The organism is Streptomyces sp. NPDC041968 (assembly GCF_055589025.1).
The window spans coordinates 12,542-30,501 of sequence record NZ_JBVJCB010000015.1 but is presented as its reverse complement, the minus strand read 5'-3'; the positions used below and the strand labels follow the sequence as shown (position 1 = coordinate 30,501).

The 17,960-nt window shown below is 73.1% G+C and carries 13 protein-coding genes; 5 read left to right on the top strand and 8 right to left on the bottom strand.

Annotation, left to right across the window (positions count from 1 at the left end; all coding sequences use genetic code 11):
- The first annotated feature begins 48 nt into the window (after nt 1-48).
- Entirely contained in the window at nt 49-1,164 is a 1,116-nt protein-coding gene (locus ACZ6EG_RS30015; RefSeq protein WP_469609203.1) for an HAD-IIIC family phosphatase, read from the top strand.
- Nucleotides 1,161-2,393, top strand: a complete 1,233-nt coding sequence (locus ACZ6EG_RS30010; protein ID WP_391972190.1) for a class I SAM-dependent methyltransferase — start codon at nt 1,161-1,163, stop codon at nt 2,391-2,393. The genes ACZ6EG_RS30015 and ACZ6EG_RS30010 overlap by 4 nt, the downstream gene beginning before the upstream one ends.
- 42 nt (nt 2,394-2,435) lie before the next feature.
- On the opposite strand, the gene ACZ6EG_RS30005 is transcribed toward ACZ6EG_RS30010, so the two are convergent.
- From ACZ6EG_RS30005 to ACZ6EG_RS29985, 5 genes are all read right to left on the bottom strand, one after another.
- On the bottom strand, nt 2,436-3,443 hold the full coding sequence (locus ACZ6EG_RS30005) for an aldo/keto reductase (RefSeq protein ID WP_391972191.1): 1,008 nt from the start codon (nt 3,441-3,443) through the stop codon (nt 2,436-2,438).
- Nucleotides 3,440-4,432, bottom strand: coding sequence for an NAD-dependent epimerase/dehydratase family protein (locus tag ACZ6EG_RS30000; RefSeq protein ID WP_391972192.1), 993 nt, complete (start codon nt 4,430-4,432; stop codon nt 3,440-3,442). The genes ACZ6EG_RS30005 and ACZ6EG_RS30000 overlap by 4 nt, the downstream gene beginning before the upstream one ends.
- 1 nt (nt 4,433) lies before the next feature.
- Nucleotides 4,434-5,603: a nucleotide disphospho-sugar-binding domain-containing protein gene (locus ACZ6EG_RS29995; RefSeq protein WP_469609197.1), complete on the bottom strand. Its 1,170-nt coding sequence runs from the start codon at nt 5,601-5,603 to the stop codon at nt 4,434-4,436.
- Nucleotides 5,604-5,718: 115 nt separating this feature from the next.
- Entirely contained in the window at nt 5,719-6,990 is a 1,272-nt protein-coding gene (locus tag ACZ6EG_RS29990; protein ID WP_391972194.1) for an activator-dependent family glycosyltransferase, read from the bottom strand.
- A 57-nt stretch (nt 6,991-7,047) separates the two neighbouring features.
- A complete protein-coding gene (locus ACZ6EG_RS29985) occupies nt 7,048-8,277 on the bottom strand; it encodes a cytochrome P450 family protein (protein ID WP_469609193.1) in 1,230 nt (409 codons plus the stop codon).
- Between the two features lie 312 nt (nt 8,278-8,589).
- Here ACZ6EG_RS29985 and ACZ6EG_RS29980 point away from each other — a divergent pair, with 312 nt between their 5' ends.
- Nucleotides 8,590-9,630 carry a Gfo/Idh/MocA family protein gene (locus ACZ6EG_RS29980; protein ID WP_391972196.1) on the top strand — a complete coding sequence of 347 codons (1,041 nt, stop codon included), beginning with the start codon at nt 8,590-8,592 and terminating at the stop codon, nt 9,628-9,630.
- Between the two features lie 103 nt (nt 9,631-9,733).
- Here the strand turns inward: ACZ6EG_RS29980 and ACZ6EG_RS29975 are convergent, their stop codons facing one another.
- Entirely contained in the window at nt 9,734-10,774 is a 1,041-nt protein-coding gene (locus tag ACZ6EG_RS29975; RefSeq protein WP_391972197.1) for an NAD-dependent epimerase/dehydratase family protein, read from the bottom strand.
- A 329-nt stretch (nt 10,775-11,103) separates the two neighbouring features.
- Here ACZ6EG_RS29975 and hflX point away from each other — a divergent pair, with 329 nt between their 5' ends.
- Nucleotides 11,104-12,507, top strand: a complete 1,404-nt coding sequence (gene hflX, locus ACZ6EG_RS29970) for a GTPase HflX (RefSeq protein ID WP_469609403.1) — start codon at nt 11,104-11,106, stop codon at nt 12,505-12,507.
- Between the two features lie 55 nt (nt 12,508-12,562).
- On the opposite strand, the gene rfbH is transcribed toward hflX, so the two are convergent.
- A complete protein-coding gene (gene rfbH, locus ACZ6EG_RS29965) occupies nt 12,563-13,864 on the bottom strand; it encodes a lipopolysaccharide biosynthesis protein RfbH (RefSeq protein ID WP_391972198.1) in 1,302 nt (433 codons plus the stop codon).
- A 342-nt stretch (nt 13,865-14,206) separates the two neighbouring features.
- On the opposite strand from rfbH, the gene ACZ6EG_RS29960 reads away from it, so the two are divergent.
- Nucleotides 14,207-15,859, top strand: coding sequence for a TlrC/CarA/OleB/SrmB family ABC-F type ribosomal protection protein (locus ACZ6EG_RS29960; protein WP_391972199.1), 1,653 nt, complete (start codon nt 14,207-14,209; stop codon nt 15,857-15,859).
- Between the two features lie 150 nt (nt 15,860-16,009).
- Here ACZ6EG_RS29960 and ACZ6EG_RS29955 read toward each other — a convergent pair whose 3' ends face one another.
- A complete protein-coding gene (locus ACZ6EG_RS29955; protein ID WP_469609188.1) occupies nt 16,010-17,863 on the bottom strand; it encodes a helix-turn-helix domain-containing protein in 1,854 nt (617 codons plus the stop codon).
- Nucleotides 17,864-17,960 lie beyond the last annotated feature (97 nt).

Below are 17,960 nucleotides of genomic sequence, written 5' to 3'. Positions count from 1 at the left end.
GCCGAGGAGTCGCGGTCCGCGACCGCCGTAGCGAGAGAAGGGAACGACGTGCACCGGGACAACGCCGCCGAGCAACCGGTCAAATGCCTGGTCTGGGACCTGGACAACACCCTCTGGCAGGGCACCCTCCTCGAGGAGGACGAGGTCCGGCTCGCCCCGGAGGTCCTGCGGATCATCACCGAGCTGGACGCGCGCGGCATCCTGCAGGCCGTGGCCAGCAAGAACGACCACGACCACGCCTGGGCGAAGCTGGAACAGCTCGGCGTCGCCGAGTACTTCGTGCTCCCGCGCATCGGCTGGGGCCCGAAGTCCAAGTCGGTCCGCGAGATAGCCGACCGGCTGAACTTCGCGCCGGGCACCGTCGCCTTCATCGACGACCAGCCCTTCGAACGGGCCGAGGTCAACCACGAACTGCCGGAGGTCCGCACCTACGCCGCCGAACAGGCGACCCTGCTGACCGGCCTCCCGGAGTTCAGCCCCGGCACCGTCACCGTCGACTCGACCCGCCGCCGCTCCATGTACCAGGCGTCCTTCCGCCGGGACGCCGAACGCTCCGACTTCACCGGCCCCGACGCGGACTTCCTGCGCTCGCTCGACATCCGGATGCGGATCAGCCGCGCCACCCCCCTGGAACTCTCCCGGGTCGAGGAACTCACCCTGCGCACCAGCCAGATGAACGCCACCGGAGTGCACTACTCCGAGGACGAGCTGCGCGCCCTCATCGACGACCCCGACCACGAGGTGCTGGTCACCACCATGACCGACCGCTTCGGCCCCTACGGCGCGGTCGGCGTCGTGCTGCTGCGGCGCGGCCCCGAGGCCTGGCGGATCAAGCTGCTGGCCACCTCGTGCCGGGTGGTGTCCCTCGGCGCCGGCACGGTGCTCCTGCACTGGCTGACGGACCAGGCGCACCGGGCCGGGGTGCACCTCGGCGCCGACTTCCGCGCCACCGAACGCAACCGGATGATGGAAGTGGCCTACCGCTTCGCCGGCTTCACCGACGACCCCTGCCCCTGCCAGGACGCCTCCGTCGCCACCGGCGCGATCGGCCGCCTGCACCTGGTGCCGTCCCCCCGGCCCGCCCCCGACACCCTCCGTCTGGAAGCTCCCGACCTGGCCCCGGACCGGCGGCGCCCCGCCCAGGATCCCGAAAGGACCCCATGATTGCCACCGCGTGCCGCGTCTGCGGCAACAAGGAGCTGCTGTCCGTACTCGACCTGGGCGAACAGGCGCTCACCGGGGTGTTCCCGGCCACCCGCGACCAGGTCGTACCGTCCGTGCCGCTGGAACTCGTCGCGTGCTCACCGGCCGGATGCGGCCTCGTCCAACTGCGCCACACCCCCGACCCGGACCTCATGTACGGGGAGGGTTACGGCTACCGCTCGGGCATCCGGCCCTTCATGGTCGACCACCTGCACGGCAAGGTCGCCGCCGTCCGCCGGCTGGTGGACCTCGGCCCGGACGACCTGGTCCTCGACATCGGCAGCAACGACGCCACGCTGCTCAAGGGCTACCCCGCCGACGGCCCCCAACTGGTCGGCATCGACCCGACCGGCGGCAAATTCCGCGAACTGTACCCGCCGAACGCCGAGTTGATCGTCGACTACTTCACCCGCGCGACCTTCGAGAGCCGCTTCGGGGCGCGCCGCGCGAAGGTCGTCACCTCGATCGCCATGTTCTACGACCTGCCGGATCCGCTGCGCTTCATGAGCGACGTCCGCGACGTCCTCACCGAGGACGGCGTCTGGATGATGGAGCAGAGCTACCTGCCCGCGATGCTCGAAGCCGACGCGTACGACATCGTCTGCCACGAGCACCTGGAGTACTACGCGCTCCGCCAGATCGAGTGGATGGCCGAACGCGTCGGCCTCACCGTCATCAGGGCCGAGCTGACCGAGGTGTACGGCGGCAGCCTGTGCGTCACCCTCGCCAGGACCGGCTCCCCGCACCCGAGGGACGAGGCGGGCCTGGCCCGCGTCCGGGCCGCCGAGGCCGCCGCGGGACTGGACGGCACGGCGCCCTTCGAGGCCTTCGCCCGCCGCGTCACCGACCAGCGGGACGCCCTGCGCGGCTTCCTCGACCGCTCCCGCGAAGAGGGCCGGCTGACCCTCGGCTACGGCGCCTCCACCAAGGGCAACGTCATCCTGCAGTACTGCGGGATCACCGAGCGGGACCTGCCCTGCATCGGCGAGGTGAGCGAGGAGAAGGCGGGGCGTTTCACCCCCGGGACGGGCATCCCCATCGTGTCCGAGCAGGACGCGAAGGCGCAGAAGCCGGACCAGCTGCTGGTCCTGCCCTGGATCTACCGGGACGGATTCGTCGAACGGGAACGGGAGTTCCTCGACGGCGGCGGCCGACTGGTCTTCCCGCTGCCCGCGCTCGACGTCGTGTGACCGGCCGCATCGGCCGGCGGGACGTCGGCCGATGCACCCCGTTCAGCTGAGCCACGCGTCCGGCGCCCGGCCACCCTTGCCCAGGGGCGGGAAGATGGCGTCCAGCTCGGCCAGTTCGTCCTCACCGAGGACCAGGTCCAGCGACCGCAGCGCCGAGTCCAGCTGTTCCACCGTGCGCGGACCGATCACCGCGCCGCTGATCCCCGGCCGGGACAGCACCCAGGCCAGACCGACCTCGGCCGGATCCGCGTTGATCCGGCCGCAGAACTCCTCGTACGCCTCGATCGTCGCGCGCAGCTCGGGCAGCAGCAGCTGGGCCCGCCCCTGCGCCGACTTCACCGCGACGCCCGCCGCGAGCTTGCGCAGCACCCCGCTGAGCAGCCCGCCGTGCAGCGGCGACCAGGCGAACACGCCCAGCCCGTAGGCCTGGGCGGCCGGCAGCAGCTCCAGCTCGGCGTGGCGTACCGCCAGGTTGTACAGGCACTGCTCGGAGACCAGACCGAGGGACTGGCGCCGCCGGGCCGCGTCCTGCGCGGCGGCGACGTTCCAGCCGGCGAAGTTCGACGACCCCACGTAGGTCACCTTGCCACTCGCCACCAGACGGTCCATCGCCTGCCAGATCTCGTCCCAGGAGGCGGCATGGTCGACGCGGTGCATCTGGTACAGGTCGATGTGGTCCACGCCCAGGCGCCGCAGTGACTGCTCGCAGGCCGTCACGATGTGCCGCGCCGACAGTCCGCCGTCGTTGAGCCGTTCGCTCATGTCCCCGCCGACCTTGGTGGCCAGCAGGACGTCCTCCCGCCGTGCGGCGCTCTTGGCCAGCCAACGGCCCACCAGTTCCTCGGTGTGCCCCTTGTGGATCCGCCAGCCGTAGATGTCCGCCGTGTCGATGCAGTTGATGCCGCGGTCGACCGCCGCCTCCATCAACTGCATCGCGTCGCCGTCCTCGACCCGGCCGCTGAAGTTCACGGTGCCCAGCCAGAGCCGGCTCACCAGGGTCGCGCTGCGGCCGAGCCGCGTGTGCGCGGCCTGCTCCCGGTCCGTGCTCACGTTCGGATCCCACCCCTCGCTCCGTCGGCCACCATCGTCTCCGCCACGGCGTCGAGCCCCGTCCGCAACGGCACGAGGGGGGACCACCCGGTCACCGCGCGGAACGCGGAGGGGTCGCAGACCGCGCTCTCGAAGTCGCCCGCCTCGGCATGGTCGGGCGGCTCCGTGGACACCACCGGCACGGGCGGCCGCCCCGTCCGCTCGGCCACCAGCCCGGCGACGGCCGAGAACACCTCTCCCAGGGGCTCCGGCCGGCCCGTGCCGACGGGCCACGTGCCGCCCTCCAGCCCCACCACGTGGCCGAGCGCCGCCGCGAAGGCGCGGGCCGCGTCCTCCACATGGAGCAGATCGCGCCCGACCGTGCCGTCGTGCCACATCGTGACCGGCTCGCCCGCCACGGCCTGCCGCGCCACCGACGCGACCACCCCGCGACCGGTCCACCCGGTCAGCGGGCTGCGGCCGTAGACGGTCGGCAGCCGCAGCACCACCCCGCGGACCACCCCCTCGGAGGCGGCCCGCAGCAGCACCTCCTCGGCCGCCGCCTTCTGCCGGGCGTACGCGCCCTGCCGGGCGGCGTCGGCGCCGGCCTGGAGGGTACTGGCGAGGACCACGGCCGGGGCGGGCCCCGGCCGGTCCCGGAACGCGTCGGCCACGTCGTGCAGCAGGCCGACGTTCACCCGCCGCGACCGTTCGTCGGCCGCGCGCCACGACCGCGCCCCGCCGATGTGGGCGGCGAGGTGCACGACGGCGTCCGCCCCCTCGACGGCGGCCCCGACCTCGCCACTCCGGGCGAGGTCCGCGCGGCGGACCTCGACGGCCGCCCGCGCGTCCGCCGGGACGGGTGTCTCGCGGCGGGCCACCGCCCGCAGCCGCACCGGCATGCGCGCCAGCTCGGCGACCAGGGCCGAGCCGATGAAGCCGGACGCGCCGACCACCGTGATCAGCGGCCCGCGCGGATCGTTCGAACGGTTGAGTACTTCCAGATTCACGTCACACCGCATCCTCGTTCGGGTAACTCCGCGGCATGCCCGGCCGGGGCCCCGGGTGTTCCAGGAGTCCGACCGCCGCCGACGGCGACGGCAGCAGCGCCATCTCCTCGGCGAGCCCGGCTGCCGCCTTGGCATACAGGGCGTTCTCCAGCAGTTCGGCGCACCCCGCGGCCACGGCCGCGGGAGTGGCCCGGGACGGCGGTACGAGCAGGGCCGCACCCGCCCCCGCCAGTGCCCGCGCGTTGTCGAACTGGTCGTCCAGCCGGGGCATGACGACCTGCGGCCGACCCGCGGCCAGCGCGGTCAGGGACGTGCCCTGTCCGCCGTGGTGCACCACCGCGTCGCACGCGGGCAGCACCTCCGCCAACGGCAGCCGGCCGGCGTGCCGCACCGCCGGGGGCAGCGGTGGCCACCGCGCGACGACGTCGTCGTCGACCGCGACGAGCAGCTCGCAGTCCCACCCGCGCGTCTCCGCCACCAGCTCCGCCAGGAAGTCGCCCGTCGCGGCCGCGCCGTGCCGGGGCAGCATGGTGCCGAGCGTCACGCAGATCCGCGGCCCCCGACCGCGCGTGAACGCCCAGTCGGGAACGGGGACGTCCCCGTGGGCCGGTATGTGCCGGACGCCGTCGTGGGCGACCGCGTCCGGCCGGCGCAGCGACACCGGCCACGGGTCGAGCACGCGCGCCGGTTCCGGGAACCGGTCGAGGCCGAGCGCGGCCAGCTCGGGCGCGAACTCGGCCTCGGCCGCGCGCCGGTACTCCTCCAGGGACGAGACCGACCAGTGGTAGCGGACCCACGGCACGCCGAGGGCCGCCGCGACCAGCGGCCCGGCGTACTCGGCCCGCTCGCTGACGATCAGGTCCGGCCGCCACACCTCCGCCAGCCGGCGCACCCCGGCCAGTCCGCCCCGGGCGACGCGCGCAAGCGCCCCGCTCAGGACACCCCGGGCCTCGCCGCGGGGCCGCGCGAGCGCCCCCGCCCCGACCGCGCCGGCCAGGTCCGCGGGGGGCCCGCACGAGGCGGACGGCAGACCCGAGCGCAGGGCGACCGGCACGAAGTCCTCCCGGGTCGCGACCAGTACCTCGTGGCCGGCCGCCCGCAGGGCCCATGCGGTGGGCACGAGCGGAAGCAGGTGGCCCGCGAGCGGCGCGGTCGTGAAGAGGGCCCGCATCAGCACTCCAGTGTCGGGCGCGGACGGGCGAACCGGTCCACGGCTGAGTCGACGAGATCGATCACATGCGAAAGTCGGGGAAGGCGGCCACCGCCGGCGGCCGGCACGGGCCCGGTCAGGTCGCCCGGCGGTGCTCGGCCGTGAGGCGCTCCAGGGTCGGGACGATCCCCGCCGGACTGGGCATGGCCCGCATCCGCTCCTTCAGCCGCCGCGCGCCGTCGCGGAACTTCGGCTCCTCCAGCAGGCGTACCAGCGCGCTCCGCAGCGCCTCGCCGGTCACCTCCTCCGGGGCGAAGGTGAGGGCGGCGGAGGACTGCGCGAACATGTGCTGCCGCACCGCGGCGTCCAGGATGCCGCCGAGGATGATCTGCGGCACCCCGTGCAGCGCGGCGGTGTTGCACGTGCCCGAACCGCTGTGGTTGATGATCGCCGAGCACGTCGGCAGCAGCGCGTCCATGGGTACGAAGTCGACGATCCGCGTGTTGTCCGGGATCCGCGGCAGCAGGTCCCGCTGGGCGTCGTCCAGGGTCGCCACCAGCTCGATGTCCAGGTCGGCCAGCGCCTCGACGAACTTCTGCACCGGGACCTCGTCCTCACTGTGCTCCCGCGAGGACACCCCCAGGGTCAGGCAGACCCGAGGCCGCTTCGGCTCCTCGGTCAGCCACTCGGGAATCACCGCCGAGCCGTTGTACGGGGTGTAGCGCATCGGGACCGTCGGCAGGTCGAGGCCGAGACTCACGCCCTCCGCCATCGGGTCCACGCTCCACTGACCGAGCACGTCCTCCTCCCGGAAGTCGCACCCGTAGCGTGCCAGGGCCCAGGTCATCCACTCCGCGACCGGATCGTCGCGGTGCTCCTCGGGCTGGAGCGCCTGGGCCTGAAGGAACTTCGTCCGCAGCAGCCCGATCGTGTCCGGCCCCCACAGGACGCGGGCGTGCGCGGCCCCGCACGCCCGGGCCGCCACCGGCCCCGCGTAGGTGAACGGTTCCCAGAGCACCAGGTCGGGCTTCCACGCCCGGGCGAAACCGACGATGCTGTCGAGGGTCGTCGCCCCGTTGAGCGGTTCCAGCCACAGACCGGACAGGATCACCTGCTGGGCGAGCAGCTTCTCCCAGTCCAGCTCGTCCTTGAGGGTGCCGAGGAAGTCGAACTCGTCGATGCCGTGCTGGTACGGCTGGAGGTCGCCCTCGACCTCCTCGAAGATCTGCGCCAGCGACTCCTCCTCGGCCAGGGGGAACGCCGGGATGCCGCTGGCGGTGATGGCGTCGACCAGCGACGGCTGGCCGGCCGCCACCACCTCGTGCCCCGAGGCGCGCAGCGCCCAGATCAGCGGCACCAGGTGGTAGTAGTGCGTGTGGTGCGGGATGGAGGTCACCAGGACGCGCACGGCACTCCTTTCATCGGACTTCGTGGGGGGACTGAGGGGGCAGCGGCCGCGGGCCCGTCAGGAGTACGCGACCGGGAACCGCGCGTACCTGCCGAGGACCGGGGAACGGCGCCACCGGACGATGTCGCCGTCCCGCCGCAGTCCCGGGGCGGCCTCGGCCAGCACGCCCAGCGCGGTCTCCGCGGTCCGTCCGACGAACTCCCCGGACAGCGCGAACCACAGGTCGTCCGGCAGGCCCGCCGCCGGCGCGTCCGTCAGGTCCGCGGGCTCCCCGTCCTCGGCGACCGCGCGCCGTGCCGCGCCCACCAGCACCACCACGTGGCTCCCGGCGGGCAGCGCACGGCCCGCCACCGTCACGTCCTCGTGGGCCACCCGGCTCTCCAGCCGCACCGGGGGCGCGTACCGCAGGGTGTGCCGGACCGCCGCCGGCGCCAGGGCGGGGGAGTCGCACAACCGCCGCCACCACCCGGGCCGGTCGAGCAGCGACCGGACCGCCTCGCACACCAGCGTCGCCGTCGGCTCGACGGCCGAGAGCGCCAGGCACACGGCGGCGGCCACCGCGTCGTCCCGGGCGGCCCCGGCGCCGATCATGCGGGCCACCGCGCCCTCGCCGGAGCGTGCGGCGGCCACCTCCTCCAGCAGCGCGCGCAGGCCTTCGGCGGCATCGTCCGCCGCACGGGTGGCCGCCAGCGTCTGCGGGCACAGCAGACCGTCCAGCAGCGGCCCCGCCGCCCGCAGCGACTCCTCCCACGCGTCGAGCCGTTCGTCCGGCACCCCGAGCCAGGCGGCCAGGACCAGCGCGGGCAGCCGGCGGGCGAAGTCCGCCGCCAGGTCGAAGCCGGAACCGCGCCCGGCGAGCAGCCGGCGCCCGGCCTCCTCGCCGAGCCGACGCCACTCGGCGGCGGCGTCCGCGCCCAGCACGGGCTCGGCCACCCGCCGCAAACCCACGTACCCGGCACGGTCCAGCCCGAGGCACGAGGCGGGCGACGGCCGCAGGTACTCCTCCGGGCGCCGCCCGGCGCGGTCCAGCGCACCGAAGCGCGAGTCGCCCAGCACGGCCGTGGCCACCTCCGGGTCCGCGGTCACCCACGTCCCGGTACGGCTGCGGAACAACGGCCCGCCCTCGCGGACCCGCTCCTCGTACACCGCCGGGTCGTCGCACTGGCCGCGCAGGATGAGCGCGTACGGGTCACCGTAGTTGCCGAAGTACCAGTGGGCGCCGCGTATCCGGTGCAGTCTGCGGCCCAGTTCGCGGTCGGCCAGCTCGGTCGTGATCGCGTCCGTCACCCGCGTCTCCTCTCTCCAACGGCGTGCCCCGAGGGCCGCTTCGGACCGGCGTCGCGGTCACCGCGGGCGCCGCGCTCACCTAACCCGGGCGAGCGCCGCCCCGTCCACAGATTGGTCGGCGTCATGTCAGGTCAGCGGGTCCGCGGGGCACCCGGGGCCCCTCGGCGCGGCACTGTGTCAGATCGGCCTTGCCGTCCCGTCCCGCCGCCGGGTAGCTTCAGGGCCGCCCATTGCCGGAAGCGACTCGTGGGTGTGCGCCGGCCGTTCACCACGCTGTGCCGTGACCATCCGGACCGATTGACGGAACCATCCATGACCGCCCTGGGTACTTCTGCTGAACCGTTCGCCGCCCCCGGCCCGCCGCGGCCGGAAGCGTCCCCGGTGCTGCGCTTCGGAGCGATCGGCTGCGGCGACATCGCGGGCCGTCGCACCCTGCCCGCCCTGCTCTCCACCCCCGGCACCGTGCTGACCTGCGTCGGCAGCCGCGACCCGGAGCGCGCCAAGGCCCTGGGCAAGCACTTCGACTGCGAGGCGGTCGCGCCCTACGAGGCCCTGCTGGAACGCCCCGACGTGGACGCCGTCTACATCGCGGTGCCCAGCATGCTGCACGCCGACTGGGCCGCGGCGGCGCTGCGGGCGGGCAAGCACGTCCTCGTGGAGAAGCCCGCCGCCGCCAACCACGCCGACGCGCACCGGCTGTTCGCCATGGCGCGGGAGCGCGGACTGATCCTGATGGAGAACTTCATGTTCCTCCACCACTCACAACATGCGACCGTCAAGGCCTTGTTGGAGGCGGGCACGATCGGCGAGCTGCGCACCTTCTCCGCCGCCTTCACCATCCCGCCGCGCCCCGACGACGACATGCGCTACCGACCCGACATCGGCGGCGGCGCGCTGCTCGACAACGGCGTCTACCCGCTGCGGGCGGCCCTGCACTTCCTCGGTCCCGACCTGCGTCTGACGGGCGCCGTGCTGCGTCGCGACCGCCGCCGGGGCGTGGTCGTCTCCGGCAGTGTCCTGCTGGCCGCTCCTCAAGGAGTCGCCGCTCACCTCGCCTTCGGCATGGAACACGGCTACCGCTCGGCGTACGAGCTGCACGGCAGCACCGGCTCGCTCGCCCTGAGCCACGTCTTCACGACCCCGGACAGCCACCACCCCGTGCTGCGGCTGTCCCGCCAGGACCACCGGGAGGAGCGCGTACTGCCGGTGGACCGGCACTTCGTGAACATCCTGTCGGTCTTCCGCCGCGCGGTGATCCGGGCCGAGGACGTCTCCGCCGAGTCGTACGCCGCGCTGCGCCAGGCGGGGCTGGTCGACGAGATCGTCGCCCGCGCCGAGACCTTCACCGTGTAGGTGCGCGCGAGGCGCCCACGGGACGCGCGGCACGCGGGGCGGACACACGAGCACCGCTCCCCGCGAGCGGGAAGCGGCGTCGCCCTCCTCGGGGGCCGCGTCGTCAGCCCGCCGCACCGCCGCGAGCGTCCCACGCGGCGAGCAGCTCCTTCTCCCGGGCCAGGGACAGGCCGCAGCCGACCGCGAGCGGCAGTTCCGGAGCGGGCCGGTCCCGGACCACCTCCCAGGCGTCACGGACGGTGTCGGAGACGGGCCGGCAGGTCAGTCCCGCGGCCCGGGCGCGCGGTGCCCCGGCCGCCCACACCAGGGTGTCCCGCGCGGTGTCGGGCACCCACATCGGCAGATCCGTCCACGGACTCACCCCGTGCTCCGCGATGAACGCCTCGTCGACCCAGACCGGCTCCGCGGCCGAACCGGTGGCCTTGACGCACTCCGTGAGCAATTCCCCGAAGGTGGTGTTCTTCTCCGGCGGGTTGACGATGTACGCGCCGGTGCGGCCCTCGGCGAGGCAGTCGAGGCCGAAGACGGCGACATCGCGTGCGTCGATCAGGCGCATGCCCACCTCGGGGTTGCCCGGGGCCAGTACCCGGCGGTGCTCCCCCTCGGCGAGGCGCATGCGCCACAACCAGGCGTCCAGCATCCGCATGGTGTCGTGCGGCCCGAGGATGACTCCGGCCCGCAGGTGCAGCGTCCGGCCCGCGAAGTGCCGGTCCACGGCTCGCTCGCACCCGGCCTTCAGGGTGCCGTAGTCACCGTCGGCGTGGTCCGGACCGGCGTCCGGCGGGCAGTCGTAGGCGGGTGAGTCGTCGTCCACCGGGCGGACTGCCCGCGACCAGTCGGGCAGACAGGCGATGCTGGAGACGTAGAGGTAGGTGTCCGCGTGCCCGGACAGCGCCGCGGCCGAGGCCCCCACCGTGCGGGGCACGTAACCGCAGGTGTCCACGACCGCGTCCCAGTGCCTCCCGGTCACCAGCCGCTCCAGGTCACCGGCCTCCTCCCGGTCGCCCCTGACCGCCTCGACCCCGGGCAGGTCGGTGCCGCTGACACCCCGGTTGAACGTGGTGACCCGGTGCCCCGCCGCCAGTGCCTCGGCGGCGAAGGCCCGGCCCACGAACTGTGAACCTCCGATAATGAGTACGCGCATGACATCCACACTCACCCGCCTCACGCCCGCGGGCGCAGTACCCGGTGCACACTCTGTCAGCTGGGGGCGTGATCGCTGATACGTCCTTGCACACCACGGCGGGATGGCTAGGGTGGACGGCATGTGAGTTCCGGCAGCGACCTCCACGGCACCGGCCCCTGACGGCGAGGTGCGGACCCGTCGGCCCCGACCCCCCCCCGGCCCCCGCGCCCGGCCCCGCCGGCCGGTCGCACCCCGCGCCCGGAACGCAGCCGAACACCCCCCAGATTGGAAGTACTTTGACGCATCCCGAGGACTTCGCCGGCGCACCCCAGCGAGCCGACGCACTGATGGACGACACGATCGCCGGCGCCGACGCCGAGGAGTGGGACGGCGACCAGTTAGACCGCGAGGACCGGGCCTCCCTGCGCCGCGTCGCGGGGCTCTCCACCGAACTGACCGACGTCACCGAGGTCGAGTACCGCCAGCTGCGACTCGAACGGGTCGTGCTCGTCGGCATCTGGACCTCGGGAACGGCCGCCGAGGCCGACAGTTCACTCGCCGAGCTGGCGGCGCTCGCCGAGACCGCGGGCGCCCTCGTCCTGGACGGCGTCGTGCAGCGCCGGCAGAAGCCGGACCCGGCGACGTACATCGGCTCGGGCAAGGCGTCGCAGCTGCGCGACATCGTCGAGGAGACCGGCGCCGACACCGTGGTGTGCGACGGGGAACTGAGCCCCAGTCAGCTGATGCACCTGGAGAAGGTCGTGGGGGTCAAGGTCGTGGACCGCACGGCCCTGATCCTCGACATCTTCGCGCAGCACGCCCAGTCCCGGGAGGGCAAGGCGCAGGTGGCGCTGGCGCAGATGCAGTACATGCTGCCGCGGCTGCGCGGCTGGGGCCAGTCGCTGTCCCGGCAGATGGGCGGCGGTGGCAGCGGTGGCGGCGGCATGGCCACGCGCGGCCCCGGTGAGACGAAGATCGAGACGGACCGGCGCCGGATCAACGACAAGATGGCCAAGCTCCGCCGGGAGCTGGAGCAGCTGAAGACCGGCCGCGACGTGAACCGGGAGGAGCGGCGGCGCAACAAGGTGCTGTCGGTCGCCCTCGCCGGCTACACCAACGCCGGCAAGTCATCGCTGCTCAACCGCCTCACCGGAGCCGGCGTGCTGGTGGAGAACGCCCTGTTCGCCACCCTGGACACGACCGTGCGGCGGGCGACGACGCCGAGCGGGCGTTCCTACACCATCGCCGACACCGTGGGCTTCGTACGGCATCTCCCGCACCACCTGGTGGAGGCGTTCCGCTCCACGATCGAAGAGGTGGCGGACGCGCATCTGGTGCTGCACGTGGTGGACGGGTCGCACCCTGACCCCGGCGCGCAGCTGGCCTCGGTGCGCGAGGTGCTGCGGGACGTGGGCGCCGGCGAGTCCACCGAGGTCGTCGTCGTCAACAAGGCCGACGTCGCGGACCCGGACGTCCTCGCCCGGCTGCTGGAGCAGGAGCCGGAGGCGATCGTCGTCTCCGCCCGCTCGGGCCGGGGCATCGACGAGCTTCAGGAACTGATCGACCGCCTGCTGCCGCACCCCGAGGTGGAGGTGGAGGTCGTGATCCCCTACGACGAGGGGAGCCTGGTCGCGCGGGTGCACGACGAGGGCGAGGTGCTCAGCACCGAGCACACGCCGGAGGGCACCCTGCTCACCGCGCGGGTCCACCCCGACCTCGCCTCGGAGCTGCGGACACGTCCGCGGCCGTGAACGCCCTGGAGGGGAGGACCGCCCCGGCCCTCCCCTCCCCGTGTGCCGCCGCCCGTCAGGAGTGCTTGAGTACGAACTCCCGCACGGTGTCGGCGACATAGGCGATCATTTCCGGGGTGATGCCCGGGAAGACCCCGATCCAGAACGTCTGGTCGGTGATCAGGTCGCTGTTCTCCAGGGACCCGGACACCCGGTACTGGCGGTCGGTGTAGGCGGGGTGGCGCACGAGGTTGCCCCCGAACAGGCGGCGGGTGCTGATCCGGCGCGACTCCAGGTGGTCGACCAGGGCCGCCCTGCTGTACGCGGCGTCCGGGGACACCGTGATGAGGAACCCGAACCAGCTCGGATCGCTGCCCGGTGTGGCCTCGGGCAGCAGCAGACCGGGCAGCCCGTCCAACGCGGTGCGCAGATGACGCCAGTTGGCGCGCCGCGCCTCGGTGAACTCCTCGATCCGGGTCAGCTGGGACAGTCCGAGGGCGGCCTGGAGGTCGGTCGACTTCAGGTTGTAACCGACGTGCGAGAAGATGTACTTGTGGTCGTACCCGGGCGGCAGGTCGCCCATCTTCTGGTCGAAGCGCTTGAGGCAGCGGTTGTCCTCACCCGGCTCGCACCAGCAGTCGCGTCCCCAGTCGCGCAGTGATTCCACGATCCGCGCCAGGGCCAGGTTGTCGGTGAGCACGCAGCCCCCCTCGCCCATCGCGATGTGGTGCGCGGGGTAGAAGCTGACGGTCGACAGGTCGCCGAAGGAGCCGGTGAGCCTGCCCCGGTAGCGGGACCCCACCGCGTCGCAGTTGTCCTCGACGAGGAACAGGTCCCGTTCGTCCGCGAGGCGGGCCACCTCCTCGGCCTCGAAGGGGTTGCCCAGGGCGTGCGCGATCATGATCGCCTTGGTCCGGGGGCCGATGGCCCGCTCGATGCGCTCGGGCGTCGTGTTGTACGTGCCCAGCTCGACGTCGACGAAGACCGGCACCAGCCCGTTGTGGAAGATCGGGTTGACCGTCGTCGGGAACCCGGCGGCGACCGTGACGACCTCGTCCCCCGGACGCAGCCGTCGCTCCTCCAGTTGCGGCGAGGTGAGCGCGGTGAGGGCGAGCAGGTTGGCGGAGGAGCCGGAGTTGGTCAGGTGCGCCTTCCGGAGCCCGAGGTACCGGGCGAACTGCCGCTCGAAGCCCCGGGAGGCCGGGCCGGCCGCGATCCGCATCTCCAGCGCCGTCTCCACCAGCGCCAGCCGGTCCTCCTCGCTCAGCACCGCGCCGGAGACCGGTACGTGCGTCGTCCCGGGAACGAAGTCCCCGGGCGCCTGTTCCCGGTGGTACGCGCGGACCAGCTCGGTGATGCGGTGCCTGAGATCGCCCATGGTCGACCCTCTCCTGAAAGACCGCTGTAGTTGCTCCCGAGGCTAGGCACCCGGCCGTCGGACGAGCGATCATCCCGTTCCGACTGCATCACGTCGGCCGGTGCGGCACGCATACCGTTGCGCGGCTCCGGGTAGCAGGGCTATAGTTCTGCGCATGGGATCTCTGTGATAGATGAGGATGCCCGGCGTTGAGCTGACTCCGCCTGCCGCATCCAGCAGCGCGCTCGTGACACCCCCTGACCGGCCATGTCCGCAGTGGTGGCGTCCGTTCTGCTTCCCGTTCCTTCTGCGAGCGCGCTCACGCATCCACTCATCCTCATCGTGGAAACAGGAGACTCACGCGTGTCGATTGCGCAATACGCCCTGCACGACATCACCAAGCGCTACCACGACGTCGTCGTGCTCGACCGGGTCGGCTTCAGCATCAGGCCCGGCGAGAAGGTCGGCGTGATCGGCGACAACGGTTCCGGCAAGTCCACACTGCTCAAGATCCTCGCCGGTCGCGTGGAGCCCGACAACGGCACGCTCACCGTGGTCGCCCCCGGCGGCGTCGGCTACCTGGCGCAGACCCTGGAACTGCCCCTGGACGCCACCGTCCAGGACGCCGTCGACCTGGCCCTGTCCGACCTGCGCGAGCTGGAAGCGGCGATGCGCGAGGCCGAGGCGGAGCTGGGCGAGCGCGACGAGAAGGGCTCCGAGCGCGAGCTGTCCGCCGTCCTCCAGCGCTACTCCGCCCTGGTCGAGCAGTACCAGGCGCGCGGCGGCTACGAGGCCGATGTGCGGGTGGAGGTCGCGCTGCACGGTCTCGGACTGCCGAGCCTGGACCGCGACCGGAAGCTCGGGACCCTCTCCGGGGGTGAACGCTCCCGCCTCGCGCTCGCCGCGACCCTCGCGTCGTCGCCGGAGCTGCTGCTGCTGGACGAGCCGACCAACGACCTCGACGACCGGGCGATGGAATGGCTGGAGGACCACCTGGCCGGCCACCGCGGCACGGTGATCGCGGTCACCCACGACCGGGTCTTCCTCGACCGGCTCACCACTACGATCCTGGAGGTCGACTCCGGCAGTGTCACCCGCTACGGCAACGGCTACGAGGGCTACCTGACGGCCAAGGCCGTGGAACGCGAACGGCGGCTGCGGGAGTACGAGGAGTGGCGTGCCGAACTCGACCGCAACCGCGGCCTGATCACCTCCAACGTGGCCCGGATGGACGGCATCCCGCGCAAGATGTCCCTCTCCGTTTTCGGCCACGGCGCCTACCGCAGGCGAGGGCGCGACCACGGCGCGATGGTCCGGATCCGCAACGCGAAGCAACGCGTGGCGCAGCTGACCGAGAACCCGGTGCACGCTCCCGCGGACCCGTTGTCCTTCGCCGCCCGCATCGACACCGCGGGTCCGGAGGCGGAGGAGACGGTGGCCGAACTCACCGACGTGAGCGTCGCGGGCCGGCTCACCGTCGACTCGCTGACGATCCGGCCCGGCGAACGGCTCCTCGTCACGGGCCCCAACGGGGCGGGAAAGTCCACCCTGTTGCGGGTGCTGGCGGGTGAACTGGAGCCGGACGGCGGCTCGGTGAGCGTCGGCGGCCGGGTCGGGCACCTGAGGCAGGACGAGACGCCCTGGGCGCCCGGACTGACCGTGTTGCGGGCCTTCGCCCAGGGCCGGGAGGGGTACCTGGAGGACCACGCGGAGAAACTGCTGTCGCTCGGCCTCTTCAGCCCGTCCGACCTGCGGCGACGCGTGAAGGACCTGTCGTACGGGCAGCGTCGCCGGATCGAGATCGCCCGGCTGGTGAGCGATCCGATGGACCTGCTGCTGCTGGACGAGCCCACCAACCACCTCACCCCGGTGCTGGTGGAGGAGCTGGAGCAGGCACTGGCGGACTACCGCGGCGCCGTCGTGGTGGTCACCCACGACCGGCGGATGCGGTCCCGGTTCACCGGCGCCCGGCTGACCATGGGAGACGGGCGCATCGCCGAGTTCAGTGGCGGCTGAACCGGGCCTGCCCCAGGCGCCGTCCCCCGCGGGACCGGCGGCCGACGCCCGCCCGCCCGCCGGCGCACTCCGCGCCGGCGGGCGAAACCGTTGCCCGCGGTGCCCGTCGGCCGGCGGGGCGGGCGGGTCCGGCGCCGACGGTGCCGGAGGTCACTCGCGCAGCGATCCGAGGACGGCCCGGGTCTCGGACGAGGGGTGCGAGGAGAGCGCCGAACGCACCTGGTACAGCCGCAGGGCCAGTTGGATGTCCAGCACCCGCTCCGGTGACTGCCAGTCCTCTCCCAGCAGCACTCCTATGCGCTCCAGCCGCCGCGAGACGGTGTTCGGGTGCACGCGCAGGGTCTCCGCGGCCCGGGTGGGGCTCCGGCCCGACTCCAGGTACACCCGCAGGGTGGGGACCAGATCCGTGAAGCGGTGGGTGTCGTAGTCGACCACGGGGCCGATCGTGGTCCGGATGTAACCGGGGACATCGTTCTCCTCGGCCAGGAGCATGCCGAGGAACCCCAGGTCGGAGGCGCAGGCGGTGCCACCGTCGCCGCCGAGCGCGCGGAGCGTCTCCAGGCACTTCGCGGCCTCACGGTGCGCGTCGGCGATGCCGTCGACGGTCGAGGCGGGGCCCGCGACGCCCACGGTGACCGGGTGTCCGGCCCGGTCGGTCAGCTCCGGGGCGGCGGTCTGCGCCACGGCGACGGGGTCGTCGCCGGGCAACAGCAGGACCACGGTGCCGTCCCGCACGCTGCACAGCCCGCCCAGCTCCTTCGCGTAGTCGGCGCCGCAGGCCTCCAGCCGCGGCGAGGCCCCGCGGGACCCGCCCGCCACCAGCACCACGTGCGGGCGGCGGAAGCTGAGCGAGAACATCAGGGCGCGTTCCCTGAGGAGGGTCGGCGAGCGCGGCGCCCCGATCAGGTCGTCGAAGAACTCCTGGTGGCTCTGCGCCTTGGGCGAGTCGTCGTGCTGGACGCGCAGATGCAGCGCGAGGGTGCGGGCGACCATCGGGAGCAGGGGGATGGCGGTGTGGTCCGCGTCAGGTCCGAGGTCCGTCAGCAGGAAGCCGGCGTTGCCGCCGGGGATCAGGGGCACCGTCCAGAGTCCCGGGGCCACCGAGGTGGGCCGGCCGGTCTCCGCGGCCCGGCGGCACGCCGCGCGCAGGTCCGCGGGGGCGACGGGGCGCAGGGTCCCGTACTCGGCGAGCGGGCGCCCGAGCGGACTGCACAGGCCGGCTCCGCCGCCGAGCGCCTCGGCGGCCGTGGCGAGCAACGAGTCGACCCCGCGCCTGTCCATCACCTGCGTGATCAGATGGGACTGGAGATCGGCGGACCTGCGGGTGCACGCGAGGGCGGTGCGGGCCTCACCGATGTCCTGGCGCAACTGCCCGATCGTGTCGCGGAGCTCCTCGACCAGCCGGTTGTGCTCGATCGCCACGGCGGCCAGGTCGGCGAGCGAGCACAGCAGGGTGACCTCGTTGGGGGTCAGGTGCCGCACCTGGCGGTCGGCGACGTAGAGCACCCCCATCGGTTCGCCCCCGGCGGTCAGGGGAACGGCCAGGACCGCGCGCAGGCCCTCGGCGCGGACGATGTCGTCGATGGCCTCGACGTGCACGAAGCTGTTGTCCCCGAGGTAGTCCGGGGTCCAGAAGGGAGCGCGGCAGGTGCGCACCATGGCGCCCAGTCCGCCGTCGGGCGGCAGCCGGTAGCTCTCGGCGATCTTGACCGCGTTGCCGTCGGCGCTCAGCACCACCGTGCCGGGCCGGTCCTCCTCGTGCAGGCCGACGTAGGAGACGTCCAGTTTCAGCAGCAGCCGGGCCCGGCGGGCGATGGACTCGAGCAGGTCCTTGGCCCGGCGGGCCGCGACGAACTCGTGGGCGGCGTCGACCAGCGCCGCCAGCTCCGCCTCCCGGTCGCGGCGGTACTCGATCATCGACTGCGCGGTGAGGGCGAGCCGGTTGAAACGCTCCAGCCGACGCATCCGGTCCTCGTCGGCGCCCGAGCGTTCGGCCCGTGCCATGAGTCCGTCGTATTCGCTCCGGGGTGCCGACCGGGCGATGAACTCGAGGAAGGCGAGCGCGTCGTCCGACTCGTCTTCGTCGGACCCTTCTTCGCCA